Source organism: Mesorhizobium sp. M0621 (assembly GCF_040320745.1).
In the GTDB taxonomy this organism is placed as follows: Bacteria; Pseudomonadota; Alphaproteobacteria; order Rhizobiales; family Rhizobiaceae; genus Mesorhizobium.
On sequence record NZ_JAMYQF010000002.1, the window covers coordinates 227,145 to 246,642 of the forward strand.

The window sequence follows — 19,498 nt, forward strand, 5'->3', positions numbered from 1 at the left end:
GTCCATCACGGGTCCCATGTTCAGCCCGACCGCCTCTGCCGCCAGATCGGCTTGAGCACGGATTCAGGTCGCCTGTCCTCTGCATAGCGGCGAGCAACGAAGTGCAACGGGGCGGAGGGATCTCCCCCGTCTGCGCAGCGGGCAGAGGAGGAATCCGCAAGGCGGCTTGCTGGGGCGCGGGGCTCCTGCCGCGACAAGCAGGTTTTCCCCCGGTCTGATCCGACCTCGACCCCTCATGCTGCAATGACCGTGCGGCACGGCGCGATTGATCGGGTCTCATGCCCAAAGCTGCCTTGGTGCCCAGCGCGCGACCCGATGTCCTTCGGGGGCCTGATCGCGCCGGCACCATGCCGCGGCAGAAGGCTGCCGAGCTCGTCTGGCATGGTCGCTGAACGCGTCGTCGCCCGACGACCGAAATCTTCAGCATCGCAGCGAGCTTTTTCCCGTTACAAGATCCTCAGCGGGACGGGCTGCCAGTTCACGCGAGCTAACAGCATGCTTGCCCGCAGGGGCGACCGCCGCTTCTGCTGATCTCGGGAGCAGAATAACAATAGCCGGCTTCGCCGTACCGCGGCTGCCAAAAGCCCCTGGCCCTGACACGAGGCGCCAGCCCACCTTTCTAGTCTAGCTGGTGGCCGATTTGGGAGCGGCGCCGATGCGCAACCAGGGCGGCACGCTTTTGGGACACAGGATCATGGATCCTGATGCATAGTCGCTTTTTTGGCAGACACTGAATTCTCCGCCAAATGAATGGTCCGGACAACTAGCAGGCGGAGGAACTCCGTCTGGACTGAGTACCAGTTTCAGCGCGAACAAGAAGGTTCTTAGCCAGATCACGAAACGCCAGGCCCGCTCCTTTGCCGTCCGATCGTCCAGGAAATCCCCTCGGCTCGCACCACGCCAGACACCTCCTTGCCGATATGATGCTCAAGCACCGGCCGCCAGGGCACCAGCGTGAACTCGCGCGATTTCTCGATGACAGCGTATTTTCCGCCGGCGAGCTCGACGCAGCGGCGGAGCGTACCGTTTATTCGATTGCCATGCTGTGCTTCAGAATACGAGAGCCCGAGTTCGTCCGAGAGCTGACTGGCAACACGGTTCAGCTCTCGTTGGCGCAGCATTGAAAGCATGTTGGCGCGATAGATGACCCGATCCTGCGCATCATGGGCAAGACCTTGCGCGATCAGCCACTGCTGTCGGCGGGCCTGGACCTGACGTACTTCGCGACCGAAGCCAGAGTCGCACAAGGGCTCAGGGTGGGCTGATACCAGCTCCTGGTCGATCCAGGTGGCGCCGTCGAAGCCTACTTGGCTCTCCAGCGGCATTGATGAGAGCTTGTCGACGACAACAGGCTGGGCCCTCGCTCGTTGACGCTCGTAATCCGCGACGCGGTTGAGATGGTCGGGCGCGACTGTCCATGTGCCGTCCGGCTCGCGCTCGACGCCACCGGTCGCACGGCGGATCGCCTCCAGTCGCCGCACGTGCGTTTCGGCAAAGCGTTCGGTGGCCGAGGGGTCATGCTTGAGATGGATATCGATGCTGTAGCGCCCGTCGTTGACCGTGGCGATGCCGGCAATTGTGCGGTCGACTTGCCTGGGCCCGGCGTCCCTCGGCCTGACCCGCACTATGCAGCCCTCTAGCGTGGGTTGGGTAGCCTCGCCTTTGCCGATATCAACATAGTGGCTTTTGCCGTCCACGCCGTCGACGACGAGGTAATGGCGGTCAGTGATTTCGTCGGCCAGCCCGCGCCCGACGACACGTCCGACCACGGTTTGGGCCGACCCGTCGGATCGATCGTGGATAAGATAGTCGGCGGCACTGCGGACGAGCCCCTTGCCGGTCAGCTCGCGATGGATGGTCTTGATAATGTCACCGCGCTCGCCGATGCGGCGTAGCGTGGCTTCGAGCTCATCCTCCAGGCGCCAGCGACCCGAAGGCATCTCCTCGGCGAGGCCCATCCGCTCGAGCTTGCGCAGGCGGCCCTGGTGCAGCGTCTGGCGAAAGGTGTCTCGGCTGGCTTGTGAGACATGCCCCTCATCGTCGCGCATGCGCATCAGCTGCCGGTCGATGCTGGTGAAGCGTTCCTGCTCCATCTCCTGGCGCAAGCGCTGCTCGATCTCGCGGTCGGTGCGCGGGCCAAGGTCGAGGCTAACCAGTTCGGCTGCGCGCTCGCGCAGGCCAGAGGAAATGTAGTCCCGCGCGATGACGAGATTTTCGCCGTAATCGTCCCTGCCGCGCACGATGATGTGGGTGTGAGGATGGCCGGTGTTGAAATGGTCGACGGCCACCCAGTCTAGCCTGGTGCCGAGGTCTTCTTCCATTTGCGCCATGAGGCGCCGGGTGAGCGGCTTCAGGTCATCATACTCGATACCGTCTTCGGGGGCGACGATGAAGCGGAACTGATGACGGTCACCGTTCGCGCGATCGAGAAAGGCCCTGCCGTCGGCGCTGTCATTGTCGGCAGCGTAGAGCTCGCCACGCTCGCCTTCCCGGGTGACGCCGTCGCGCTGGAGGTAGCGGAGGTGCGCACGAGCTCCGTCGACTCCCTTGCCGGCCAGCTTGACGATGCGTGCCTTGACGACTGCGCGCCGCTGCCGAAACGCCGCGTGGCGGTCGCGTGCTCTAAGAACGGCGGCAGCAGCCCCGCCGCGCCCCACCCGGCTTCCGATGAAGCGGCTGCTGCGTCCGCTTCTGCCGCCTGCTCGGTTGACCGCGGCCTGGACCTGGCCAGCGTAGCGTTTGCCCGCCTTCGAGCCGCGCGACCCAATTTTGCCGAGCCTCGGCGTGAATTCGTCGTCCTGCATGCGGCCTCCGATTAACCAGCAGCAAAATCAGAGGCTTGCGCGCCAGACCCTCCTGCACCCGCAGGCAACCTCCTGGGAAAACGATGTGCAGACAAACACTTCGCCGCCTCCAGGAGGCGATGCCTTTATCTTGCCTCCGCAGACCTGCCTCCCTGCCCCCCGCCCGAACCACGGTAGCCGCTGCCCTCACCTGCGATCCGGCCGGCCTGACCTTGCTCGCTCCGATCCGAGCGGCACCAGGAGTTGGCCATTCGGGCCGGTCACGGAAACACCGTTTCGGAGGAAAAACAGCGACTGCCCGGACGGGATTCCCGGCGCTTTTTCGGCACGGGATTTACCGGTGAACGCGTCCATGTCGGCGGCCGAAATGCCCGCCCCCTTGACCTCTTCCAGATACGAAACCGTCTCGCTGGGCAGTGGCCGCCCACGCTGCAAATGCTGTTCGTAGCGCTCCGGCCCGGCGTTATAGGCTGCAAACAGGCCTGGAAATCCGAAGCGGTCATACATGGCGCGCAGATAGGCAGTGCCTGCCAGAATGTTGTCGCGAGGGTCGTGCGGGGCGGCTCCCAGGCCAAGCTCTACGCGCAACTCCTCGTAGGTGCCTGGCATCACCTGCATGAGGCCAATGGCGCCGGCGCTCGACGTGACCGGCCGCCCATTGAGCGTCGTCTGCCCCCGGCTTTCGGCATCCATGACGGCATAAATCCAGGTTTGTGGAATGCTGAAACGCCGGCTTGCTTCGGCTACGAAGGGCTGCCATCTTGCAAGCTGCGGACTATGGGAGATGACGACCGGCTTCGTGTTGGTCGCGGCGGAACAGGCGCATGGTGCGAGAGACACCATGCCCAGCATCAGGAGGGTCACTCGGTCCATAGCGGCACGAGCCTCCCGATGATATTTTCGGTCGGCACCGGCCCGAAATAGCGGCTGTCGAAGGAGCGATTTTTATCGCTGCCGAGTAGGAAAACCTGGGCATCGGCGAGCTTTCGGCAGGCATTCCACCAAGGCAGCGGACGGTGCTGCGTGTCGGTTGCAAGCCGGCGCGCGACAATCTCGCCGCCGATGATGATGGCGTCGCCGAAGGCGCAGACATGCTCGCCAGGCAGCGCGGCAAGGTGCTTGACCATCGGCACGTTGCTGGGCAGATAGAAGCGTTCGGCGGCCAGATCGACGACCGGTTTTGGCGGGCGGACGAGTACGAGATCACCAAGAGCCGGCGATCCGGACGCGACGCGATAGAGGCCGACCGGCGCACTCGCCGAGGCGTTCCAGACCAGCCAGGGCGATGGTTTGCCGAAGGCGGCGAAGCCGATCAGGGCAAGGCCCATCGTGGCCACGGCGATCATCTTGCGCGCCCGAATGCGCCGCAGATGGCTGCCGATCAGATGGATGGTGGGACGCCGGCTCATGAGCGGCCTCCCTCGCCGGCCGAGCCGGAATCGTGCCCGCCGTGCTCGGGCCCGGTCTCCTGCGCGTGCCCCTTCGACCAATCGTCGAGTTCGTCGATGTGATAGCGGACATAGCGGCCGTGCTTGCGGAATTGCGGGCCGCCGCCTTTGAGGCGCATCTTCTCCAGCGTGCGCTGGGACAGCCCTATATAGAAGGCCGCCTGCGCGGTATTGAGAAACGGACTGCCCTTCTTGGCGCGGGCTGCGCGTTCGTTTTCGTCGTCCATGATGATCCTCGTTTCGCTACGGACAAGCGAAGGCGAGGATCGGCGAGCGAGATCGTTTTGGGGACGGGCGAAGAGTGGGGGGCGAGTTTTCGCCGCCCCCTTCGGCGGCCTCACGGGTCCTGAGAGAGGCCCCGCGCCGGTGGCGGCGCGGGGCTTTCCGGATCGGCCGGTCAGTCGACCGGGTTCCAGATGATGGCGTAAGTGTCGTCGTCATCCTGGCCGGCGGCGCGGCCGAGATTGGCGTAGAGCTTGCGGGGGCCAAACTCGGGGGCGGCAATCGACAGGCTCACATAGTCCTTGCCGGAGGTCTCGCCGGTGCGGATCCAGCCCGCACCCACTTCGACCCCTTGCGTCAGCACCCGGAAGTCGGGATGGGTGTCGGCGCTCTTTGCCTGATTGGGCACGATATCGATGTCGGCGCGGACGCTGAGCGTCTTGAGCTGGCCCTTGTAGCCGCCGTTTTCCTGTTTGGTGACGTATCCGATCGCGGTCATTTCCAGTCTCCTCTTGGTGCTCGCAGGGGACCATTCCCCTGCGATGGCGGACCGTGATGGGCGCGTCCGGACCGCCGGAACCGGGACGGCCGCAGCGATAGCGGAGGACCCGCGCGGGCAGCTTTTTTGAAGCGAAGCGGCGCGAGGAAGCCGCCGCAGGCGGCGGGGAAAAAAGCTGCCGGCGAGGGTTTCGGGCGGGCCGGATCCGCCCATAGGTCGACAAGCCAGCCGCAGGGGAATGGTCCCTGAGACACAATGGAGACAGGTGGCGCGATCGGTGACACAAGAAGCCGGCGGCAATGCAGAGCGCCGGCTGCGCGGGCTCTGTCGGCAACCGGATCGGACAATTGGCCCCATGCGCCTTTGGCGCCTCAGCAAGCAACCCGGCGCGGTGCGGGGCTGCCGAAATGGGGCGAACTGGCGCGGGAATTTTTCGCGCGCGGCACTGGCTCGACAAGACGCCCAATCGGCAGCCGGCGTGGCCCGTAGCGGCGCGCGCGACCTGAGCGGCGGTAATCGAGAGAACCGCCGCTCGGGCCCTGATCGACTATTCGCGCACGAACAGCGGCTGCACCTGTGTCCACTGATCGGCGGTGCGGAAGCCGCGGCGGCTGGTGTAGCTCTCGGCCGGGAATTTCATCCAGCGCGGCAGCCAGGTCTCGACCCTGGGGCGGCCATTCTCGCCCGCCAGGAAGTCGCGGATGATGTTCTTTTGCGTCTTGACCTTCTCGGCGACATTGCCGTCCGCGACCAGCTTGCCGCCGACGTCGGCCAGCATCGAATTGGCGATTTCCTTGTCGCGCAAGAGGTCGAAGAAGGCATCGTCCGGTTGCCACCATATGCCCATGTCGACGTTCAGGTGGTTGCCGAGCGCCTCGATGACGGCGCTGCCAGCTGCAAGCGTCTCGGCCATGACAAGGGTGAGAACGCGCATGACATCGTCGTCGCAGAGCGCCAAGAGGCGCGCGAACACGCCGGCGATAGCAACGGCGTCGCCATTGCCGCCGGCGACCAAGCTATCCTCATCCGGTGATCCGAGCAGGGCCAATACCTCGCGCCGCTTTTTGCCGAATGCGGCTTCAGCCTTGCAGCCGGCAAGGCTGGCAGTCACCGTCTCGTTGGCTGCGCGCTGCGGCTCGGGCCGCACCTGCCACAGGCCCGAACCGGTGATGGCGTGCGCCACCACGAGGCGCAGCGCCACGGCGGGATGGTCGAGCATGGCCGCGCGCACGGCGGCATGGCGATGCAGATCGATATAGTTCTGCATCGGGCCGGTGACTTCGGGGCGCGGCAGCTTGGCGGCTGTTTCTTCTTGCTCGCCGCCCTCGCGGGCGCGGCGGGCTTCCTTGCGTGACAGCCAGCCCTCGTGACACTCGACCTCGCCGCGATGCGAGACAGTGATGACGATCTTGCCGCCCTTCTTCTTCGGGGTCTTCTCATGGTCCCATGCGTGGAAATACTGGCCCGGTTCCAGCAGCACAACCTCGCTCCAGCCCTCGTTGAGATAGGTGTCGCGTTTGGTGGCAATCGCTTCGTTCTGCTTTTGCCAGAACAGGTCGGCATCGGCGAAATAGCTGTCCTCGCCGAACAGGTCCGAGGTGATCAGGCCGGGATACTCCTCGATGGCAAACAGCGCCACCTTGGTTGAAATCGACTGCCGCCGAACAGCCATTGCTTCAATTGATAGCCACGCGGCGCGTATTGATCGGGATCGGCACAGAGTGCCAGCCAGTCCTTCTGCTGCGCCTTGGAAGCCATGGTGAGATGGCGCACCGTCTCGGTATCGATCTCCTCGCGCCGATAGGCTTCGCGGATTTTGGGCAAGAGGTCGCCAAGCGCCAGAATGCGTTTGACCTTGAGATCAGTGATGCCGAAGGTCACAGCGATGTCGAGAACGGTGCGGCCTTGCCTGACAAGCCGCGAAAACGTCTCCCATTGCGATACTTCGTCAGGATCGAGGCGGGCGAGGTTTTCGATCAGCGAAACTTCCAGCGCATCGGCGTCGTCACCGTCCTCCATGATGGCGCAGGGCAAGGGATCGCCTTCGCCGCGCTCGTCGGCAAGCGATTTCGCGGCGAAATAGCGCCGCCTGCCGGCGACGATCTCGAAGGTTTCCGGCTGGCCGTTCGGCCGCACAAGGAGTGGCACCAGCACGCCGCGCGCACGCACGGAGGGCAGGATGTCGGATATGTCGGGCGCGCGTTTTCCATGGCGCATGTTGAGCGCGGAAATTTTGAGCTGATCCAAGGGAATGTGGGCAAGCTGCATGGTTACTCTCCTTTGCTTTGGTTAAGGTTGTCCCCGCCGTAGAGGCCGAAGGCCGGCACGGCGGGACGGTTTTTGCGCCTATCGGCGCTGCTGTTCCGCCGCTCGGGCGGAAGCTCGGAATGGGGCTTTGATAGGGCGTCTGCTGCCTGCCGCAGCAGTCGCTCGGCCTCGCTGACGTGGCCGCAAATGCGGGCGGCTTCGGCATAGACGGAGAGCGGAAAGCGCGCCTGGAAATGCAGGTCGCGCTCTATGCCGAGGCCAAGCGGACCTTTTACGGATGCAAGCTCGGCCAGACTGACGCTGCCAAGTTCGGGGAAGCCGAAGCCGAGATCGCAAAGACCGAAGAGCGTGTCGCCGTCGGCGTCGAGTTCGCTCAGAAGCCAGGTCGCGGCACCTGTCGGATTAAACAGTTTCACAACGGGAAAATGGTCGATGTCGGTGCCGGCGGCGCCATGGGCGAGCAGTCGTGCGCGCAGTGGATTGGTGATCAGGATCATGGAAAGACTCCTTGTCAGAACGGGTCGAGTTGATTTCTTGCGTCCGGCGGGAGAAAGGCTCCCTGGACCTTCCTCTGATCCGCCTCACCATTAAGAGGCCGACTTCGAGCAGCTTTGCGCCGCGCGCCGACACATCGGCGCGTCCATCAGGAGGGTTTGCCCGCGTGGTGATGGGCTGGACGCCAATGAGCATCTGCTCCTTTGCGGCGTCGGCTCGGTCGCGGCCAGTTGAGGATGCGCATCGTCATGCCGCAATCCCTTCTTGCGCCTCGCCTTCGGCATCGGCCTGAAGGCCAAGCAGGAAATCGGCGGCCTTCGAGGCGAGGCTGGCGGCACGGAAGATGGCGCGGTTGTCCTCGCGCAGCACCTTCAGCCATGAGCCGATGTAATCGGCGTGACGCACGATCGGCTCGATACCGAGATTGCCGCAGACGAAGGCGGCAGCGATTTCGGCGACCAATTCTTCACGCGCGTAGGCCTTGGAGCCGAACGAGCCGGAGAGGTCGCGAGCAAGCCGCGTCGGGTGGCCGGTCCAGTGGCCAAGCTCGTGAAAGCAGGTCCGGTAATAGTCGATCTGCTGATGGAACGCTGGCTGCGGCGGCACCTGAATGTGGTCGCTGCCCGGCATGTAGAAAGCGCGATCGCCGCCGACCCTGAAATCCGCACCGCTGGCGCGAATCAGGGTTTCGGCCTGCGGCACGATCTCGCACTGAGGCAGCGGCTCGGCGGGGGCATGGAGGGGTTCCGGAAGACTGTCGCACTGCGCGACATTGAAGACGGTAAAGCGTTTCAGAAAAGGCACGGCCTGTGGTGCATCGCCCTCGTGGCGTGCGCGCTCCTTCTCGTCCTTGGGGACAAAGCGGTCGGCATGCACGATGGTCGTGCCGCGCTCGCCTTTCCTGACATTGCCGCCCAGGGCAAGCGCCTGCCGGAAGGTCAGCCAATTCTGGCTGGGATAGCTGCGCTCGATGACGGCGCCCCACAGGATGAGGATATTGATGCCGGAATAGCTGCGGCCCGTGTATGCATTCCTCGGCACGCCGAGGCCTGCTTTTGCGCTGCCCCATGGCTTGACCCATGGCACGGTACCGCGCTCCAGCTCGGCAATGATGCGGTCGGTGATCTCCTGATAGAGGCTGGCGCCCGGGCGCCTGCCCTTGCCTGCGCCAGCCTCTCCGCTGGTGGTACGCTTGCTGTTTGCACGCATGTGTTATCCTCCGCTCACCAATCGCCGCGCCTTTCCCCGGAAGCGGGGTGGGCGGCGAGTCGCGACCGGAAGGGCCCGCCCAGTAGGCGGACCGCATCCGAAGGACCGGAACGAAGAGGAGGACCCTGAGCGGCACGCGAAGGGTTGCGGGCTGCCGCAGCGGGTCTAGAAGGGAGTGCCGCCCGCCCCGCGCCACCGGGAAAGGCCAACAGACAGCCCGCGCCGCCCGCAAGGGCGGCGGCCGTCACAGCCCGAAGGGCTGCCCACGCCAAGGGGCGAAGCCGAATGGCCGAGACCGCCTGAGCTTGCCGAAGAAAAGCGGGCTCGGTTCACGAGCACCTGGTGCGCGTCGTCAGGCGCGCGGGCGCGCGCCAAGTTTTTTCGCACATGGTCAGGCGGCGCAGTTACGTCGAGAACCCAAAGGCACCGCCGCCGTGCGCGCGGCTTCCTCCGAAAACCAGCGCTCGCCTTTCAACAAATTGAGGCATTGTCCTAGACAATATTCCTGTCCGGATCATGATAGATGCGGCGCGCCCGCTAGGACCGGAGGCTGGACAGAATCTCGCACGGATCAGCGTCAATGGCCGCAGTTATGTCGAGAAACTCGATGACGTCGAGACGCCGCTCTGCGCCCTCGTACTTGGCCACGAAGGATTGGGGACGACCAAGCTTGTCAGCCAGCTGCTCCTGGGTCAGGCCTTTGGCCTTGCGCAGCGAAACCAGCTGGGCCAGAAACCGCTGGTGGCGGGGCGATCGAAGGGATTTGGGCATGGAGGCGAACCGGTCGGGTAAAGACCGGATCAGCGACTAATCCCGGTTTCGGATTATCCCATTTTGGGATATACTGCGTGCGCTCACAGGCGAGGTTCGCAGGCATGAATGGACCAATGGGAACAGATGAGACTCGAAGCTCAACTTTGAGCGATGAAGTCCCCTGGTCGGAGAACCTCACGAGCTACGACAGGGAGCATTTCACAATCTACCTGCGGATCCTGGATGCCTGCGCCGACAATGCCAGCGAAAAGGAGATGGCCGAGCGCATTCTCGGCATCGACCCGTCCATTGACCCGGTCCGCGCCCGCAAAGCTCTTCGCAGCCATATCGACCGTGCGAACTGGATGGTGACGACCGGCTACAAGGAACTGTTCGCCGGCTGATGCACAACGCCCACTGCCACGTGTTTCGAGCAGGCAAGTCTCTGTAGCCAAATTCGGCAGCGCACGGCCGCGACAGCCGGCGCGGCGGGAGCGGTCACAACTGGTTCGCGTGCTGTTTGACTGCCATTTCCAGTGCTTGCATCGAAGGCACAGCCTTGGAGAAGAGGAAGCCCTGAGCGGTTCGGCAGCCAAGCTTGTGCAGGGTTTGCCGATCCGCCTCTGTTTCGACGCCCTCGGCCATGACCTCGATCCCGAGCATGTCACCGAGTTCGATGACCGATTTGACAAGCAGTCGGTCCTCTCGGGACTTGGCCAGGCCGCGAATGAAGCCCTGGTCTATTTTCACCTTGCGTATCCGACGGTCCTTGAGAGATGCCAAGGTAGAAAAGCCGGTGCCGAAGTCATCGAGCGCGATGGAAATACCGGCATGTGAAAGCCGTCCGAGCTTTTCATCCACTCTGTCCGGGTCCACCGGCGATTCTTCGGTAATCTCGATTTCGAACATCGTCGCAGGCAGGCCTCTTGCCGCCAGACCATCCAGAACCATGTCGTCGATATCGCCGGCTTCCAGTTCGCGAGGGGAAACATTCATCGCCACACGAATGTCACGACAGTCAGCTTTCACCAAGCCGTCGATAAAAGCACAACAGTCGGCGAATACGGTTTGCGTCAGCAGCTGAAGCATTCCGGTTTCGCGTGCGGCCGTGATGATTTCGGGTGGAGAGATGGCACCATGCGTCGGATGGGACCATCTCAGCAAGGCTTCAAAACCGACCACGGTCTCGGTTTCGAGTTTCACGATCGGCTGGAACCAAGGTTGCAATCTTCCCGTCTTTATCGCCGAATGAAGATCCCGTTCGATCGACTGGCGACGTTGCAGTTCCCTGTCGAGTTCGGCATCGAACAGGCAAAATTCGTTCCTGCCATGGCGCTTGGCCGTATACAGGGCGATATCCGCCCGCAACAACATTTCAGTCAGGCTCGGCGTCTGCGCCAAGTATATCCCTATCGATGCCCCGACCCGAACGGACGCGACCTCGATATAGGGGCGAGCAATTTTGGCTATGATATTGGAGGCGAGATCACTGGCAGAAAGCGAAGCTCTCGTTGAGGGAAAAACCAGCACGAATTCATCGCCGCCGATACGAGCGAGCGTTGAGCCTTCGGGTGCTTCCTGCTCTATGCGGCGGGCGATCATGACAAGCAGTTCATCACCGGTCCTGTGACCGTAGGTGTCGTTGACGGATTTGAAGCCGTCCAGATCAATCAGCATTGCCACGAAGGGGCCATCCGCGGTCTTGAACCGACCGATGGCGTGTTCAAGGCCCCGCCTGTTGAGAAGGGCGGTCAGATGGTCCTCCCTGGAGTTGCGCTCCATTTCCGACGCAAATCGCTCTGCCTCATGTCTCAGGCGGCTTGCTTCGCGGAAGCGCGCCTGCCCAACAAACGAAGCTCGGACCAACCCGCCCATGAAGAGCAGAACGGTGAAAGCCAGAATGTAGCGTTCAAAATTGCCTTTCGCCAAAAGGCACGCCACCGTGATGAGGAGTGGAGGTGTGATGAAGCTGGTCGCCGCCGCGGCATACGAACTGCCATATGTAACCGCACCAGCTGAAATGCCCGCCAGTATGACCAGATGCATCGGTGCTTGTGGTGTTGTGTATCCAACAGTCAGCACGGCCGGGAAGGACCATGCAAACCCTGCCAGAAGGGCAAGGACGCCAAACATGCGAAGGCGCGGCAAAACGCCAAGCAAATCCTGATGGCGCCCCGTTTCCTTCAGCTGAAAACGGGCGAGTGCAAGCCGGGCGGCATTTAGCGCATTGACGACCAGGAACCAGCTTGCAGCGACAAAGCCGCCGCCAGAAAGGGCCTGCACCGCGCAAATCAGGCCTGACAGGATCGCGCTTATCGGCATCGACACGAAGAGCCCGGCCCTCAGGTCAGCAAGCTGATCCTGACGGATTTTGGCCTCCAGCGATTCTTCTTCCTTTAGGGGTGCCATGAATGGACCAGCTTGCTTGCGTCGTTGTTCGCGAGGACCAAACCTATGCAAGCCCACTGAAGGACGGGTTAACTACCCAGCGAGGGTAACCAGTGCGCTCACCATGCTTCGGGTCACACCTTTGGCTTAGCATTGCCGAATCATCAAGGCTTCGCCCGCGCGCGCGCCTTGATCCGAATCATGCCATGATCGGCAACGTCACCAGGAGACAGCCTTGCCCCGCGACGACGCGCGCCAGCAAGACAGGGAAGCCTCGCCGAGACAGCGTTCCAGAGCGGCAGCGCTCTGTGCGATTCACCGCCTGAGCATGGCCGAAATGCCATGGCGGACAAAGGGAAGATGTTGGGCAAAGCGGAGCCCAGCATGTCTTGCAAGCCGTGCCGCCGGGTGCTCGCTTGAGTAGAGACCGACAAGCATGTTGGTGGCATGATAGAGCGGCCCCGCCGACAGCCGCAGCCGGCTTTCGTATCTGCCGAGCATGTCGGGATCGGCAATGTCGCGGCGGGCGCGACATGCTGTCAGTATTTTATGAGCGAGTTGCTTCTGGCCGCTGAGGCCGATGTTGAAGCCATGCGCGGTCACCGGGTGCATGCCGATGGCAGCATCGCCGATCAGTGCCGCACTCGGAGCCGAGAACTTGTGCGCCCAGGTCGTGACCAGCGGATAGGCATGGCGGGTGCTTGCCAGGGTCATCTGCCCGAGGCGTCCTCGACACCGGTTCATCAATTCCATGCGGAACAATTCGTCGTCGAGAGCAGACAGTCTGTCGGCCTCGCTTGAGCGCAAAGTCAGAAGCAGCGACGACACGCCTTCCATGAGCGGCAACATCGCTATGGTCTGATGGTGGTCGAACCATTCGACCGCGATCTGGTGATGGACGCGCTCGTGCCTCACTCGGCAAATCAGCATGGAGTGGCCAAGCGGATGGACGGTGGCGCCAATGCCGAGCAGGTCGCGCATCGCGGACAAACGCGAATCCGCTGCTACGAGCAGCCGAGCGGCCAATTGCCTGCCATCAGAAAGCGTTATGACCGCCTCGTCTTCGCTATTTGTTGCATTGACGACCGAGTTGCCGCACAGGAGCCGGGCATGATCCTGGAAGTGGACAATTTTGAACAGGGCATCGCGGATCCGACAATTTGGGACCAGAAATCCGAGTGGTTCCCCAGATCCGCTGGGAGCATCGAAGCTCAGGGCGAAAGGGCTGGATCCGTTGAGCACGCGCGCGCCATGAAGCGGTGATTTGTCCGATGCGGGGATGGCATCCCAGGCGCCGAGCTCGCGAAGGATTCTCACTGATGCGTGGGTCAGCGCGATCTCGCGACCGTCGAAAGCCGGATGCGCCAGGCTGTCGAGCGACTGCCGTTCAACCACTGCCACCTTGAGTCGGCTCCAGGCGAGCGATGCTGCGAAGGCAAGTCCGACCGGCCCAGCTCCGACGACAATGATGTCGAATGTGTCGACATAGCCGGCCATCAGCGTGCCGCCATAGCGGCTATCTTCGATACGAAGCGCTCTTGAAGCATCGCAATCACCCACGGTTTGCCGCTCATCTCCCCAACTCGATAGACATGCGTTCTCCGTTGGAAGCCTGGTCAATGAAACCATGCCGATGAAGAGATAACGCTGATCTGGATCAACCAGGCTCGACAAACCCGGCAGCGGCGGGTTCACGGTCGAGTGGTCGATTGCCGTGAAAACGTCTGCATGTCTGGGCATTCTGAATGGTCGGCTTCCCAATCGCGTGCCCCTCCTGGCCAAAGGTTCGGCAACGCATTGTGGCTGATCCGTTCTTCGCACGCGCGCCGATATCGTCATGACGCGGGCAATCGCCAGCAAAGATTCGGTCGACTGACGACCAGCATCCGCACAGTCGTTGGCGCCGCCAACCGGTTCAGCCTCGGGCTCTTCCCGATCGATAAGGACCCGCTCGGCGGAGCCGTCGAGATCTTCGTATTGGCCGCTCTTCAAGATCCACAGGAAGCCCCGGTCCAAGCCCCACCAAAACAGGCAGCGGCCATCGCATTTCCGTCAGGACGGGCGTCTTGCTGCCGACAGCGTGCTCTCCGACCATAACGCGCTAGACGCCGAAGGAACTCGCCGACGGCCTCATGTCCAAATGATGTGGGAAGGGAGCAAACCAAAGGGACTCTGCTTGGCGTCCCCGCTTTTTTCGCAGCTATGAAACCATCACTGAGAACGGATCCGTACTGAGGAGGAGGCCGTCCTTGACTTGCCCGACGCCGGCAACCTTCTCAGCCGCAACGATCGCTGCCTTCCGTTGACGCTCGTCGACAATCGTCCCCTTCAGTTCGACAACGCCGTCGCTGACCCACACATCGATCAAGTCCCACCGCTCCAGGTTTGTGGCTGCAGTTCGGCAAGGATAGCCTTGCGGATCAGTTCGTCATCGGGTGGCGTGGTTCCCTGTTTCGGCATGGCGGATCAGGACAAGCAGCAAATCAGTTCGCGTGATGATGCCGACGACCCTTTCCCGATCGACAATCGGGACATTGTTGATGCGGTGTTGCATCATGAGGTCGACAGGAGGCGCCGAGATGAGGTGTGTGGTCATCACCTGATGGATGATCCGTCCATTCGAGCGCACACATAGTCATTGGCGGTTGTGCCCGGGCCAAGATCAAGCTCCAGCCATCGCGGACGCACACGCTGGGTTCCGAGTTCCTCTCGGCGCAAGAAGTCGCTTTTGCTTACAATGCCAACCAAGGTGCCGTCGCTGGTCGTTACTGGCAGGCAGCTGACTTTGCTTGAAAGCATGACCGCTTAGGCGATCGTCGCGTTCGCATGCGACCGCGGCGCGTTGATCTGAGTCACTTGGAACGAGTGGCATTCTCCGCGCCGTCGTCGCTGTCGATGAGAATGCGCTCCGCCGCGCCATCGAGATCCTCGTACTGGCCGCTTCTCAACGCCCAAAGGAAGCCGGACAGGCCGAGTGCGCCAAGGAATAGCGCTACGGGGATGAGGTAGACGAGCGTCGTCATGACGATTGAGCCAAGGCGCCGGCCCGCGCGGGCCTGTCTTGCCGCGCAATTGCGGACGACGCACCCGTTGCGAAGCCTTGCAGACGCATGGCATTTCCAACCACGAGCAATGACGAGGCTGACATCGCGACCGCGGCGATAAGAGGCGTAACATGGCCCAGAATGGCGATCGGCACGGCAACAGCATTATAAACGATCGCAATTGTTATGTTCTGTCGGATCAGGCTTCCCGCCTTGCGCGATACGTCAACAGCCAGCGGGACCGCCAAGAGGCTTTCGCGCAGGAAAACGAAGTCGGCTGCATTGCGGCCAATGTCGGCGGCGGTGGCGGGTGCGATCGAGACATGCGCAGCGCTCAGCGCCGGCGTATCGTTGAGCCCGTCGCCAACCATCAGAACCTTGTGCCCGTCCCTCGCCAGCGTCTCGATGCGTTCAACCTTGCCGGACGGCAGCAGGCAGGGAACGAAATCATCGACACCAAGCCCGTCCGCAACCTCGGCGCAGGCTTTCGCGGTGTCGCCCGACAGCATCTCCACGCACATACCAGCGTTGTGCAGTTGATCGATGGCTGCCCTGGCGTCGACGCGCAGCGCATCCTCGAAATCGAAGGTCGCGACAATGATCCCGTCTTTCGTCAGAACCGTCCCGCCATAGCCATGTCTGCCTTCGCGGCCGGTGCGGGCTTTCCATCCTCCGCGTCGACCCAGCCGCCAGGTGCTACCGGCGGCAGCGGCTTCGATGCCGAATCCCGGCTGCTCGGTGACGGCATCGAATTTGTGCTGCCCGCCAAGGCGGGCAAAGCCGGCTATGGCCTTTGAAAACGGGTGACGCGAGTGCGCAGCCATGTCTCCCGCGATTGCCAGCATGGCCGGATCAATCGAGTCCGCATTGACCAGCCGGGGCTGGCCGAGGGTGAGCGTTCCGGTCTTGTCGAACACCGCTCTATCAATCGTCGCCAGGCGCTCCATGGCCGAACCGTCCTTGACCATGATGCCGTTCTCGAACAGGCGCCGCGCCGCGACCACCTGGACGATCGGTACGGCGAGGCCGAGCGCGCACGGGCATGTGATGATGAGAACGGCAATGGCGATGGTTATCGCCCGGTGCCAGTCACCGGTCGCCGCCATCCAGCCAAGGAAGGTCGCGAAGGCGGTCAGATGAACCACCGGGGCATAGAGCGCTGAAACACGATCGGCGATCCGGCGATAATGCGCGCGGCCGCCCTCTGCGGCTTCCATGAGCCGAACCATTTCCGCCAGAAACGAATCTTTCGCGGCGGCTGTCGCCTCGATCGTCAGCGGGCCGGTTAGGTTGAGGATACCGGCCTGAACGGCTTCGCCTGCTGCAACGCTTCGAGGCGTGCTCTCGCCGGAAACCAACGAGCAGTCCAGATCCGAGGCCCCTTGAATGATCTTGCCGTCGACGGGGATTCTCTCGCCGGCAGCGATCAACAGCAGCATGCCAAGTTCGATCTCGCCAACCGGCAGATAGTCGCGTGCACCATCGCCGCGCAGCACCATGGCGCCACGTGCGGCCAACTGGGACAGGCCTTTCACGGCGGTCCGGGCACGTTCGCGCATGACATGATCCAACGTGCGGCCGATCAGGAGGAAGAACAGCAGCGACACCGATGCGTCGAAATAGGCGTGGTCGCCATGGGTGATCGTCTCATAGAGGCTCATGGCGTATGCCAGCGACACCCCGACCGCGATCGGCACGTCCATGTTCATGCGACCGTGGCGCAACGCATTCCAGGCCGAGCGGAAGAAGATGCCGCCGGCGAAGGCGAGTGCAGGGATGGCGATAAGCGCCGAGACCCAGTGGAACAGATCGCGTGTCGCGCCTTCGGCACCGGACCAGACCGAGACCGAAAGCAGCATGATGTTGCCCGCCGCAAAGCCCGCAACAGCGACGGCGCGGATGAGCTCCGAGAGCGTCTTGTCCTTTGTATCGGTGTCGGCTTCGAACAGATGTGTCTGGTAGCCCAGGCGTCCGAGGATAGCGACGAATGGCGGAACGTCGTCGCCGCGCCAGCGGATAGACACCCGCCTCGTTGACAGGTTGACGCGGGCGGCTTCGACATGATCGAGCTTTCCCAATGCCGTCTCGATAGTCTGAATGCAGGCACCGCAGCGAACAGCCGGTATCGAAAGCTCGGTCTGATGAAGGTCGTCGCCAAGTGATCGGCTCGCCAGCTTGATTTCCTGGCTGGACGGCAGGGCCGAGGTCACGCTGACCATATCCAGCGCCATTTCAGCACCTGGCGCACAACAGCTCATTGCAGCGCTCCATGGGAAATCACGATCCTGCGCACGTCGCGATACGGTTTATCCAGGCCGGCATCGGCGTCGACTTCGACGATCCAGACACCATCCTTCGGCAAATGCTGGGCGGCGAATTCCTGACCCGAGGCGAGGACGAGCTTGATGGATTCATCCTCTTTTTCGTAAGCGGGATGGCGAAACAGCGCCTTCACGCCATGCAAGGGAACCGGTTTGCCGGCGGCGTCGATGAGGCCGTAGCGGACTTCACCCGATGCGATGGTCAGCTTGCCGGTCCAGCCGAGGGCTGCCTGCGCCCGCCCTTCCTCGGCCTTCCTGTTGAACTGCTGGCTCGCCACATAGGTGTTTTCGACGACCAGGCCGGTCCAGCTCGTGTTGGCAAGCGTCGCCATGGTCAGATTGACCGCGATGACCACACCGAAAAAGGCCAGGATGATGGCCAACATGTGCCTGCCGGTAAATTCGCGGGTTTTTTGTGTTCTGGCGCTCATCTGGCAGTCTCCGGCGCGTTGAAGGTGGCGGTGTACTCGTTCGACTCGAAGCTGGCTCTGTCCTCGACGCGGAACTTGAAGGTCTGTGCCGGAGCGCGGATCTGGTCCGCCGGCTGGCGAACGAAGACCCTCAGCATTTTCAGGCGGTCGGGTTCGACCGGAATGGTGAAGGAACGGCCTGCGGGGATGTCGTCGCCGACGACGACCATGTCAGCGCCTTCAAGGCCCTGCATGGTTACGACGATCGTCCTCGGCTCGGGGATCATGTTGAGCAGCTTGACGGTGTAGCCGTTGCGGATCGAGCCGTCGGAGAGCGTCACGAATTGTGGATTGCGGTCGTGCAGGACATTGATTTCGAGCCGGTCGCGCGTCAGCAGCGAGTAGAGGAGGCCCAGGCCGATCAGCGACCACATAGCCATGTAGACATAGGTGCGTGGCCGAAAGATCTTGCGGATGTGGAAATGCGCCGCTCTGTCCGAAAACAGGCCGTCATCCGTCCTGACCAGCGCCGGATTGACTGAGCTGGACCCGCCTGCAGTCGCCAGCATCATGTTGGCGTTGTAGTCGGAGAGCGTCGCATAGGCGATCAGCCCACGCTCCTTGCCGAGCTTGTCCATGACGCCGTCACAGGCGTCGATGCAGAGCGCGCAAGTGATGCATTCGAGCTGCTGACCATCGCGAATGTCGATCCCCATCGGGCAGACCGCGACACAGGCATTGCAGTCGACGCAGTCGCCCACGAGCTGGCCTGCGGCCAGCACCTTCTTGGCGTGGCGCGAACGCGGTTCGCCGCGCCAGTCATTGTAGGTGACAGTGAGGGAATTTTCATCGAGCATGGCCGCCTGGATGCGGGGCCACGGGCACATATAGGTGCAGACCTGTTCGCGCATCAGACCGCCGAACGTGTAGGTGGTAGCCGCCAGAACCGCGACGGTGATGTAGGCGACAGGCGCTGCCGTGCCGGTGAAGAGTTCGCCGAGCAGCGTCGGCGCGTCAGCGAAATAGAAGATCCAGGCGCCGCCCGTCAGCGCGCCTATGATCAGCCAGATGGCGTGTTTCGATACCCGCAGCACGAGTTTGCGGGGGGTCCAGAGACCGGCATCAAGCTTGATACGAGCGTTGCGGTCGCCCTCTATCGCGCGCTCGACGACCAGGAACAGGTCGACCCATACGGTCTGCGGGCATGTGTAGCCACACCAGGCACGGCCGACAGTCGACGTGATCAGGAAAAGACCGACGCCGGCCATGACCAGAAGGCCGGCGACATAGTAGAATTCCTGCGGCCATATCTCGATGAAGAAGAAATAGAAACGCCGGTTAGCGACATCGAGCAGCACGGCCTGGTCCGGGCTAAACGAGCCCCGATCCCAGCGCAGCCACGGCGTCAGATAGTAGATGCCGAGCGTGACCGCCATCACCAGCCATTTGAACTGGCGAAAGCTGCCCGAGGCCCGCTTCGGGAAGATCTTCTTGCGCGCAGCGTACATTGGCTGACGCACCTTGGCGGAGTTGACCGGCGTGGGTTCGATCCTTTCTATTTGCGTGTTATCAAGCACGAGAAGCTCCAGTCACCAGCGACGATTTCGCCGGAAACCGACTCATCGGTTCTGGATGAT

The 19,498-nt window shown here is 62.6% G+C and carries 18 protein-coding genes and 2 pseudogenes; 1 reads left to right on the forward strand and 19 read right to left on the reverse strand.

From position 1 onward, the window contains the following. Window positions 1-833 precede the first annotated feature (833 nt). From rlxS to NKI38_RS02630, 10 genes and pseudogenes are all read right to left on the reverse strand, one after another. Window positions 834-2,804 carry a relaxase/mobilization nuclease RlxS gene (gene rlxS, locus NKI38_RS02585; protein WP_352654526.1) on the reverse strand — a complete coding sequence of 657 codons (1,971 nt, stop codon included), beginning with the start codon at window positions 2,802-2,804 and terminating at the stop codon, window positions 834-836. Window positions 2,805-2,990: 186 nt separating this feature from the next. After that, window positions 2,991-3,677, reverse strand: coding sequence for a lytic transglycosylase domain-containing protein (locus NKI38_RS02590; RefSeq protein WP_352654528.1), 687 nt, complete (start codon window positions 3,675-3,677; stop codon window positions 2,991-2,993). Then, on the reverse strand, window positions 3,665-4,213 hold the full coding sequence (locus NKI38_RS02595; RefSeq protein WP_352654530.1) for a S26 family signal peptidase: 549 nt from the start codon (window positions 4,211-4,213) through the stop codon (window positions 3,665-3,667). Before NKI38_RS02595 ends, NKI38_RS02590 begins: the two co-directional genes overlap by 13 nt. Beyond that, window positions 4,210-4,479: a helix-turn-helix transcriptional regulator gene (locus NKI38_RS02600; RefSeq protein WP_352654532.1), complete on the reverse strand. Its 270-nt coding sequence runs from the start codon at window positions 4,477-4,479 to the stop codon at window positions 4,210-4,212. The genes NKI38_RS02595 and NKI38_RS02600 overlap by 4 nt, the downstream gene beginning before the upstream one ends. Before the next feature lie 170 nt (window positions 4,480-4,649). Beyond that, on the reverse strand, window positions 4,650-4,973 hold the full coding sequence (locus NKI38_RS02605) for a DUF736 domain-containing protein (protein ID WP_023672372.1): 324 nt from the start codon (window positions 4,971-4,973) through the stop codon (window positions 4,650-4,652). Between the two features lie 547 nt (window positions 4,974-5,520). Continuing rightward, window positions 5,521-6,645: a hypothetical protein gene (locus NKI38_RS02610; protein WP_352654534.1), complete on the reverse strand. Its 1,125-nt coding sequence runs from the start codon at window positions 6,643-6,645 to the stop codon at window positions 5,521-5,523. Beyond that, on the reverse strand, window positions 6,576-7,241 hold the full coding sequence (locus tag NKI38_RS02615) for a ParB/RepB/Spo0J family partition protein (RefSeq protein WP_352654536.1): 666 nt from the start codon (window positions 7,239-7,241) through the stop codon (window positions 6,576-6,578). Before NKI38_RS02615 ends, NKI38_RS02610 begins: the two co-directional genes overlap by 70 nt. A gap of 78 nt (window positions 7,242-7,319) precedes the next feature. Continuing rightward, window positions 7,320-7,738 (reverse strand): annotated as a pseudogene (locus NKI38_RS02620) (DUF2958 domain-containing protein). A gap of 244 nt (window positions 7,739-7,982) precedes the next feature. After that, window positions 7,983-8,945, reverse strand: a complete 963-nt coding sequence (locus NKI38_RS02625; RefSeq protein WP_352654538.1) for an ArdC family protein — start codon at window positions 8,943-8,945, stop codon at window positions 7,983-7,985. Between the two features lie 537 nt (window positions 8,946-9,482). Next, the gene (locus NKI38_RS02630; protein ID WP_023735803.1) at window positions 9,483-9,716 is read right to left on the reverse strand and encodes a helix-turn-helix domain-containing protein; all 234 of its coding nucleotides are present in this window, start codon (window positions 9,714-9,716) and stop codon (window positions 9,483-9,485) included. 104 nt (window positions 9,717-9,820) lie between these two features. On the opposite strand from NKI38_RS02630, the gene NKI38_RS02635 reads away from it, so the two are divergent. After that, window positions 9,821-10,102, forward strand: a complete 282-nt coding sequence (locus NKI38_RS02635; RefSeq protein WP_081731037.1) for a DNA -binding domain-containing protein — start codon at window positions 9,821-9,823, stop codon at window positions 10,100-10,102. Window positions 10,103-10,196: 94 nt separating this feature from the next. Here the strand turns inward: NKI38_RS02635 and NKI38_RS02640 are convergent, their stop codons facing one another. The 9 genes and pseudogenes from NKI38_RS02640 to ccoG all read right to left on the reverse strand — a co-directional run bounded on the left by NKI38_RS02640 (window position 10,197) and on the right by ccoG (window position 19,438). After that, window positions 10,197-12,107, reverse strand: coding sequence for a putative bifunctional diguanylate cyclase/phosphodiesterase (locus NKI38_RS02640; RefSeq protein WP_352654540.1), 1,911 nt, complete (start codon window positions 12,105-12,107; stop codon window positions 10,197-10,199). 294 nt (window positions 12,108-12,401) lie between these two features. Beyond that, a complete protein-coding gene (gene ubiM / locus NKI38_RS02645; RefSeq protein ID WP_352654569.1) occupies window positions 12,402-13,583 on the reverse strand; it encodes a 5-demethoxyubiquinol-8 5-hydroxylase UbiM in 1,182 nt (393 codons plus the stop codon). A gap of 441 nt (window positions 13,584-14,024) precedes the next feature. Beyond that, window positions 14,025-14,102 (reverse strand): annotated as a pseudogene (gene ccoS / locus NKI38_RS02650) (cbb3-type cytochrome oxidase assembly protein CcoS); the annotation flags it as partial. A 184-nt stretch (window positions 14,103-14,286) separates the two neighbouring features. Beyond that, the gene (locus tag NKI38_RS02655; protein ID WP_352654571.1) at window positions 14,287-14,445 is read right to left on the reverse strand and encodes a BON domain-containing protein; all 159 of its coding nucleotides are present in this window, start codon (window positions 14,443-14,445) and stop codon (window positions 14,287-14,289) included. A 236-nt stretch (window positions 14,446-14,681) separates the two neighbouring features. Next, a complete protein-coding gene (locus NKI38_RS02665) occupies window positions 14,682-14,885 on the reverse strand; it encodes a CBS domain-containing protein (RefSeq protein WP_352555406.1) in 204 nt (67 codons plus the stop codon). Window positions 14,886-14,938: 53 nt separating this feature from the next. Next, window positions 14,939-15,109 (reverse strand): cbb3-type cytochrome oxidase assembly protein CcoS, encoded by a 171-nt coding sequence (ccoS, locus tag NKI38_RS02670; RefSeq protein WP_023762793.1) that lies wholly within the window; start codon window positions 15,107-15,109, stop codon window positions 14,939-14,941. Next, entirely contained in the window at window positions 15,106-17,388 is a 2,283-nt protein-coding gene (locus tag NKI38_RS02675) for a cation-translocating P-type ATPase (protein WP_352654542.1), read from the reverse strand. Before NKI38_RS02675 ends, ccoS (NKI38_RS02670) begins: the two co-directional genes overlap by 4 nt. After that, window positions 17,385-17,882 (reverse strand): FixH family protein, encoded by a 498-nt coding sequence (locus NKI38_RS02680; protein ID WP_023776424.1) that lies wholly within the window; start codon window positions 17,880-17,882, stop codon window positions 17,385-17,387. Before NKI38_RS02680 ends, NKI38_RS02675 begins: the two co-directional genes overlap by 4 nt. Continuing rightward, on the reverse strand, window positions 17,879-19,438 hold the full coding sequence (gene ccoG, locus NKI38_RS02685) for a cytochrome c oxidase accessory protein CcoG (RefSeq protein WP_352654544.1): 1,560 nt from the start codon (window positions 19,436-19,438) through the stop codon (window positions 17,879-17,881). The genes NKI38_RS02680 and ccoG overlap by 4 nt, the downstream gene beginning before the upstream one ends. Window positions 19,439-19,498: the final 60 nt, after the last annotated feature.

Coding starts and splice junctions, on each gene's coding strand:
- NKI38_RS02610 (WP_352654534.1), bottom strand. CDS start 6,645: ATGGCTGTTCGGCGGCAGTCGATTTCAACCAAGGTGGCGCTGTTTGCC.
- NKI38_RS02640 (WP_352654540.1), bottom strand. CDS start 12,107: ATGGCACCCCTAAAGGAAGAAGAATCGCTGGAGGCCAAAATCCGTCAG.
- NKI38_RS02600 (WP_352654532.1), bottom strand. CDS start 4,479: ATGGACGACGAAAACGAACGCGCAGCCCGCGCCAAGAAGGGCAGTCCG.
- NKI38_RS02635 (WP_081731037.1), top strand. CDS start 9,821: ATGAATGGACCAATGGGAACAGATGAGACTCGAAGCTCAACTTTGAGC.
- ubiM (WP_352654569.1), bottom strand. CDS start 13,583: ATGGCCGGCTATGTCGACACATTCGACATCATTGTCGTCGGAGCTGGG.
- NKI38_RS02625 (WP_352654538.1), bottom strand. CDS start 8,945: ATGCGTGCAAACAGCAAGCGTACCACCAGCGGAGAGGCTGGCGCAGGC.
- NKI38_RS02590 (WP_352654528.1), bottom strand. CDS start 3,677: ATGGACCGAGTGACCCTCCTGATGCTGGGCATGGTGTCTCTCGCACCA.
- ccoS (WP_023762793.1), bottom strand. CDS start 15,109: ATGACGACGCTCGTCTACCTCATCCCCGTAGCGCTATTCCTTGGCGCA.
- NKI38_RS02675 (WP_352654542.1), bottom strand. CDS start 17,388: ATGAGCTGTTGTGCGCCAGGTGCTGAAATGGCGCTGGATATGGTCAGC.
- rlxS (WP_352654526.1), bottom strand. CDS start 2,804: ATGCAGGACGACGAATTCACGCCGAGGCTCGGCAAAATTGGGTCGCGC.
- NKI38_RS02665 (WP_352555406.1), bottom strand. CDS start 14,885: ATGCTTTCAAGCAAAGTCAGCTGCCTGCCAGTAACGACCAGCGACGGC.
- NKI38_RS02615 (WP_352654536.1), bottom strand. CDS start 7,241: ATGCAGCTTGCCCACATTCCCTTGGATCAGCTCAAAATTTCCGCGCTC.
- NKI38_RS02605 (WP_023672372.1), bottom strand. CDS start 4,973: ATGACCGCGATCGGATACGTCACCAAACAGGAAAACGGCGGCTACAAG.
- NKI38_RS02680 (WP_023776424.1), bottom strand. CDS start 17,882: ATGAGCGCCAGAACACAAAAAACCCGCGAATTTACCGGCAGGCACATG.
- NKI38_RS02630 (WP_023735803.1), bottom strand. CDS start 9,716: ATGCCCAAATCCCTTCGATCGCCCCGCCACCAGCGGTTTCTGGCCCAG.
- NKI38_RS02595 (WP_352654530.1), bottom strand. CDS start 4,213: ATGAGCCGGCGTCCCACCATCCATCTGATCGGCAGCCATCTGCGGCGC.